This is a genomic window from Bradyrhizobium sp., from assembly GCF_030654605.1.
In the GTDB taxonomy this organism is placed as follows: domain Bacteria; phylum Pseudomonadota; class Alphaproteobacteria; order Rhizobiales; family Xanthobacteraceae; genus Bradyrhizobium.
Genome location: NZ_JAURXB010000135.1, coordinates 1 through 6,167 on the forward strand (window position 1 = coordinate 1; position 6,167 = coordinate 6,167).

Here is a 6,167-nt window from a genome sequence, read left to right on the forward strand (position 1 = left end):
AGCACGTCGTGCCGGTTCGGCGTGTCGCCGCGGCCATTGATGACGTCGCCCTTCTCGCTCAGCGCGGTCGCCTTGGTGAGATTATTGGCGGCGCTGTGCAGGTCGGCGACATCCCTGGCGATCACGACGCCCTTGGAATTCTGCCAGGGACCCTTGCCAATGCGGTCGCGGGCATTTTCGGCCGGCTTTCCGTCAGCTGGCTGGGTGGAAAGGTAGGCGCGCCAAACCTTGACCCCTGAAGCATTGGCGCCGGCGCCCGCCGCCTGTGCCAGCTGCTGGCAATAGTTGTCGGCGCCAGCGAGGCCGCCGAGGTTGCCGCCATTGCCGATACCCACTGACGTGACGAAGAAACTGGTGCCGGCCGCCTGCGCCAAAGCGGGCTGCGCCGCCAGCGTGGCGAACGAGGCGGCGGCCAGGCCGAAACACAGCCGCGAGATCATCCGGGCGAGAGCGGGCATGGGATCCTCCGATGGTTATCTGATCCGCCGGCTGGTTGAGCGCCGGCTTGGTCTGACATCAACACGACGCGGCAATGGTTATTCCGGTTCCGCGACATTGAAAAGAGCGACCGACGCCGCAAAAGAAAAGGCGCCGCGGAATCAACCGCGGCGCCCTGGATATCAGCCGTTGGCAGACGATCAGGTCTGCTGGATCGCCGAGAGCTCCCAGTCGCTGCCGCGCGGCCGCACGAAGGTCCAAACCTCGGTCGCCTCGATCGGCTGCTCGCTGCCCGCAACCAGACGGTTGGTGCCGCGCTCCAGCGTCTTGTCGACCAGCGAGAACCGCATCGCCACGCTGGCGTAATCGGTTTCGCCCTCGCGCCAGGCTTCCGCGAGGTCGCCCTGCAGCAGCTTGACGTCGGACACCTTGTTGATGTCGTTCTTGGCCTTGTTCTCCTCGAGGTCCTTGGTGAAGTACATCACCATTTCGGGGGTCGCCAGCGTGTGCAGCTTGGCGACGTCCTCGTTCGACCATGCGGTCTGGATATCGCCGAGCAACCGCTCGAAGGCCTCGTAGTCGGCCGGCTGGATCTCAAGCGGCGCGCTGCCCGAACCCAGGCCGAAGCCGGTTCCGGTTCGCAGCGAGTTCAGCGGTCCGCCGGGGCCGACTGCGGCTCCGGGCGCCGGGCCGGCATACGCCGAGGCCGCGGCAGGAGCGTTACGGCGCTGCCACCACGACATCGCCAGCTTGACCACGATGATGATCAGGCCGATCTGCAGGACGAGGCCGATGATCGACGACAAGCCGCCGAGGCCGGAGAACATCCCGCCGCCGAACAGCATGCCGAGCAGGCCGGCGCCGAGGAAGCCCGCGGCGAGGCCGCCGAGCATGCCCATGCCGGGCTTGTTGAAGAAGCCGCCCTTGGCGGCCGCGCCGGCGGCTGCGGGTCCGGCCATTCCGGGACTGCCGGGCTGGGTCATGGTGCGGTTCATCGGCTGCGCCGCGTTCGGCGCGGTGGCCGTGGGCGGCGGTGCGGAAAAGGTCTTGGAACCTCGGGAACCCGAGCTGCCGCCACCGCCCGGCCGGGCGTCGGCCGCGGAGATCGCGAACATCACCGGAACGGCCAACGATAGGACGACGGCAACGGCCTGGACGATGCCGCGCGTACGCTGCGTGAATTTCATGTCTTTTTCCTCAAAATCCCCAGCAGGGGGAAGCAGCCGCTAAGATGGGCAGCGCTGCCCAAAAGTGAAGCCGCCATAGGGACGCATGGCTGCGGCCCTCGGTCGCGGGGATGCGTCAATTAGGCAGGTTTTGCCCGAATTCAGCGGAAAAGCGGCAGGTTGGGCGGGACGACGAAGCGCTGAAGGTCGGCCTCTCTAGCTTGATCCATCGCAACCGCTGATCCCGGGCGCTTTGCTACCAACTCGAATCCGCCCTCTCCAGGGAGACTCTCCGAGGCGCCGGCCATGGCCACTGGTCGTCGCAGCCGGAGCGATCGACGAGCGCTGTGGGACCGCCGCAGTTCGTGCGCGCTGGCGCTGGAAGCCGTGACTTGATCTTTGTGAAGGCAGCGAGGGACTGGACATGACCACAGACTTTACCGAGATCGCCCGTGATGTGATCGCCGGCGTAGGACTGTTGCAAAAAGCTGCGCCCGAAACGATGAAAGCCTTTGGCGCGCTTTCGACCGCGGCGACCGCCTCGAAAGCGATCGACACGAAAACGAAAGAACTGATGGCGCTCGCGATCGGCATCGCCGTCCACTGCGACGGTTGCGTCGCCTATCACACGAAGATGGCTCATCAGCACGGAGCGAGCCGGGAGGAGGTCGCCGAGACGGCAGCTCTCGCCGTCTATATGGGAGGCGGGCCGGCGGCCGTGTACGGAGCCGATGCGTTACGCGCCTACGATCAATTTGCCGGCCCAAAGCCGTAGCCGCAAATAATCGCCGGTTTGGCCTCGGTGGCGCTATTTGATATTTCTATATTTCTAGAAATATCGTTGACGGTGTGTGGAATAGAGTCTATTTTATCCGCCATGCGAGCAAGGTGAGGTTGAACGTATGGACGCTCCGGCGCCTGTGACTGTCAGGTCCGAGACTCGATCTTTCTCCGAGTTTCTGAACCGCGAGTGCTTCTGCATTACGCTGGACCGGGGCGCCTTGTGCCAAGCCCTCGAGCGGGAGGTCGGCGACCCCGAGTTCTGCCGGACCTTCATCGGGCCGAAGACCCATCTGTTCTCGAACGTGCCGGTATTCCTGTCGGAAGCCAGCGTGGGGGAGATGCTTCGGACCGTGCATGCGGTCGAGGCTGCCACTCGATTGCCAGGGTATCGCGATGCGGCGTTGTCCTGGGCTCCCGAGATCGCTCGACAGGATTTTGGGCCGGTTGGCGCATTCATGGGTTACGACTTTCACCTTGCCGCTGAAGGCCCCAGGCTGATCGAAGTAAATACCAACGCAGGCGGCGCCTTTTTGAACGCCCTGCTGGCCAAGGCCCAGCGAGCCTGCTGCAGGGAAGTAGAGGTCGCTCTGGGCCGACCGGAGGCCGACGATTTCGGGCCGGCTGTCATGCGGATGTTCCAGCACGAATGGGAGCTCCAAGGGAGGCAGGGCATCCCGCGGCGGATCGCCATCGTCGATGACCGGCCGGCAGAACAGTATCTCTATCCGGAGTTTCTGCTGGCTCAGCGCTTCTTCCAGAAGAATGGCATCGATGCCGTGATTGTGGCTGGCGATCAGCTCCGGTACGCGCGGGGTCAACTGCTCGCGGAGGGTCAACCGATCGATCTGGTCTACAATCGATTGGTCGATTTTTCCTTTGCCGATCCCGAACACCGGGATCTCCGCGCGGCTTATCTCGCCGGCGCCGTCGTCGTGACACCCAATCCGCGCGTGCATGCGCTGCACGCGGACAAGCGCAACCTGGCGCTGCTGTCCGATCACGCGGCGCTTCACGGCTGGGGAGCGTCGGCGTCGATGCTCGCTGACCTGGTGGGCGTACCGCATACGGTTCTCGTTACTGCCGACAATGCGCAGGAACTGTGGCGGGCCAGAAAGTCGTTGTTCTTCAAGCCGGCGGGCGGTTACGGGAGCAAGGCCGTCTATCGCGGGGACAAAGTCACCACGGGCGTGTGGGCGGAGATCATTCGTGGTGGATATGTCGCCCAGGATTTTGCCGCGCCGAGTGAGCGCATGGTCAAGCTGGACGGCTCTCCGGAGTCCCGAAAGACCGACGTCAGGCTATACGTCTACAATGGTGAAGTGCTGCTCACGGCGGCGCGTCTGTATCAGGGACAGACGACGAATTTCCGGACGCCGGGCGGCGGGTTCGCGCCGGTTTTCGTCATCTAGAGCTTTGTTCTCATCCGGTCGCGGTCTCTGATGGCGGAAGCACGCTGCTGCGCGACCGGGTTGCGTTCCCGGCAGCCGCGCCGGCGAATTGACGTGCATCAACCCACCTCATTCCCTTGCCGCTAAAAGGCTTATGCGCATAGGCGCATTAATTGGTAAGCTCATGAATTCCAACACGATTCTTTCTGCCATCGCAGAGCCAGTTCGTCTCGAAGCCCTCCGAATGGTGTGGGATGGGCGGGAGCATTGTGTTTGCGAATTGATGCGGGATCTCGGTGCCAGCCAGTCCCGCATGTCGCGCCACATGGCGGCCCTCAAGACGGCCGGTCTCGTGGTCGACCGGCGCGACGCGCAATGGGTACGCTATCGCCGTGCTCCGAACCTTCCTCAAGCGGTCGTCGCGCTGATCGACGCCGCGCTGGCGCTGCCGGCAAATCGTGAAAGGCATGCCGCATGAGCCTCGGTTCGCTCACCGAACGCGCGCCGGGCGCCGGCCCTTCGACCGCCAAGTGGATCGGATGGACGGTCGCTGCGTTGATTATCTGGGGCGTCGTCTACAGCCAGCTCGTTCCGTTCTCGGACTGGGTCGTCGCTTCGACGGGAATTGATCCCAAGAGCCATCTCGGCGAGGCCGTCCAGTTCTTTGCCTACGACACGCCGAAGGTTCTGATGTTGCTCACTTTGGTCGTGTTCGGCATGGGCATCGTGCGCAGCTTCTTCTCACCGGAGAAGACCAGGGCACTGCTGGCGGGAAAGCGCGAAGGCGTCGGCAACGTGCTGGCTGCGTCGCTCGGCATCGTCACCCCGTTTTGCTCCTGCTCCGCCGTGCCATTGTTCATCGGTTTCGTCAGCGCGGGCGTGCCGCTTGGAGTGACGTTCTCGTTTCTGATTTCCGCGCCAATGGTCAACGAGGTGGCGCTCGGACTTCTGTTCGCGCTGGTCGGCTGGAAAGTGGCGCTGACCTATCTCGCCTTCGGCCTCGCCATCGCCATCGTCTCCGGCTGGGTCATCGGCCGGCTGCATCTCGAGCACTGGCTGGAGGAATGGGTTCGCAACATTCGATCGGACGCGGCCGAGCTTCCTCCGGAAGAACTTTCGGTCGTCGACCGCATCAAGGCCGGCATCGACGCCGTGAAGGAAATCGTCGGCAAGGTCTGGCCATGGATCATCGCGGGTATTGCGGTCGGCGCATTCATCCACGGCTATGTGCCTTCGGACCTGCTGGCCTCGATCATGGGCCGCGACGCCTGGTGGTCGGTACCCGCCGCGGTGCTGATCGGCATTCCCATGTACTCGAACGCCGCCGGCATCATCCCCGTGGTCGAGGCGCTCATCACCAAGGGCGCGGCGCTCGGAACCGTGCTGGCGTTCATGATGTCGGTGATCGCGCTGTCGCTGCCGGAGATCATTATCCTTCGCAAGGTCCTCACGATCCGCCTCATCGCCGTATTCGTTGGCGTCGTCGGGACCGGCATTCTGGCGGTGGGATTCATCTTCAACGCCCTGTTCTCATGAACTGACGGAGAATATCCATGAAGCAAGTCAAGGTTCTCGGTCCCGGCTGCAAACGCTGCGCCGCGACGGTCGAAATGGTTCAGGCCGAAGCCGACAAGCTCGGCATTCCCGTCAGCATTGAAAAGGTAACCGATTATGCGGCCATCGCCGGCTACGGCATCGCATCCACGCCGGGGATCGTCATCAACGGCAAGGTGGTGCATGCGGGCGGCCTGCCCAGACCGGACGACCTCACGCGCTGGCTCGCGGCCTGAGATGAAGCCGATGCTGGAATACCGGGTCGGCGCCAGGCGGATCGATTCGCATGGCAGCGTCGCCTCTGCCAGGGAAGCCGAGATTATCCTCGACACCGACATCGGCGGCCGGCCGGACGCCTTCAATCCGGCGGAGCTGTTCCTCGCCGCTATCGCCGCCTGCATGATCAAGGGGATTGAACGGGTAACCCCGATGATCAAGTTCGATCTGCGGGGTGTCGAGGTGAAGCTGCACGGTATCCGGCAGGACAGCCCGCCGAAGATGGTTTCGGTCGATTACGAACTCATCGTCGATACCGACGAAACCGATCAGCGCCTCGAGCTCCTGCATACGAATGTCCGCAAGTACGGCACGATTTCGAATACCGTGGCTGCGGCAACGAAGCTGGAGGGCGTGATCCGGAGGCGGGCGTGATTTCCTCCTGACTGCCCGGACACGCGACGGCCCTCACGACGGCGCCATGGTCTCCTTGACCTTGGCGACCAGCGCGCTGAGCGCGAACGGCTTTGCGAGGAAGGCAAACTGCTCGTTTTCCGGCAGGCTCTTGTCGAACGCCTCTTCCGCATAACCCGAGACGAAGATGATCTTGAGGTTGGGATTG

At 63.5% G+C, this 6,167-nt stretch carries 7 protein-coding genes and 1 pseudogene; 6 read left to right on the top strand and 2 right to left on the bottom strand.

Annotation, left to right across the window (positions count from 1 at the left end; all coding sequences use genetic code 11):
- Positions 1-458: pseudogene (locus Q7U29_RS13455) on the bottom strand (lectin); the annotation flags it as partial.
- A 180-nt stretch (positions 459-638) separates the two neighbouring features.
- Entirely contained in the window at positions 639-1,625 is a 987-nt protein-coding gene (locus Q7U29_RS13460) for a Tim44-like domain-containing protein (RefSeq protein WP_304742161.1), read from the bottom strand.
- Positions 1,626-2,028: 403 nt separating this feature from the next.
- Between Q7U29_RS13460 and Q7U29_RS13465 the strand changes: the two genes are divergently transcribed.
- The 6 genes from Q7U29_RS13465 to Q7U29_RS13490 all read left to right on the top strand — a co-directional run bounded on the left by Q7U29_RS13465 (position 2,029) and on the right by Q7U29_RS13490 (position 5,980).
- Complete coding sequence (locus Q7U29_RS13465) at positions 2,029-2,379, top strand: carboxymuconolactone decarboxylase family protein (protein WP_304742163.1); 351 nt, start codon at positions 2,029-2,031, stop codon at positions 2,377-2,379.
- A 226-nt stretch (positions 2,380-2,605) separates the two neighbouring features.
- Positions 2,606-3,796 carry a hypothetical protein gene (locus tag Q7U29_RS13470; protein ID WP_304742165.1) on the top strand — a complete coding sequence of 397 codons (1,191 nt, stop codon included), beginning with the start codon at positions 2,606-2,608 and terminating at the stop codon, positions 3,794-3,796.
- A gap of 163 nt (positions 3,797-3,959) precedes the next feature.
- Positions 3,960-4,253, top strand: a complete 294-nt coding sequence (locus Q7U29_RS13475; RefSeq protein WP_304742166.1) for a helix-turn-helix transcriptional regulator — start codon at positions 3,960-3,962, stop codon at positions 4,251-4,253.
- A complete protein-coding gene (locus Q7U29_RS13480) occupies positions 4,250-5,311 on the top strand; it encodes a permease (protein WP_304742169.1) in 1,062 nt (353 codons plus the stop codon). The genes Q7U29_RS13475 and Q7U29_RS13480 overlap by 4 nt, the downstream gene beginning before the upstream one ends.
- A gap of 17 nt (positions 5,312-5,328) precedes the next feature.
- Positions 5,329-5,565 (top strand): thioredoxin family protein, encoded by a 237-nt coding sequence (locus tag Q7U29_RS13485; protein ID WP_304742171.1) that lies wholly within the window; start codon positions 5,329-5,331, stop codon positions 5,563-5,565.
- A gap of 10 nt (positions 5,566-5,575) precedes the next feature.
- Complete coding sequence (locus Q7U29_RS13490; RefSeq protein ID WP_304742173.1) at positions 5,576-5,980, top strand: OsmC family protein; 405 nt, start codon at positions 5,576-5,578, stop codon at positions 5,978-5,980.
- The last annotated feature ends 187 nt before the right edge of the window (positions 5,981-6,167 follow it).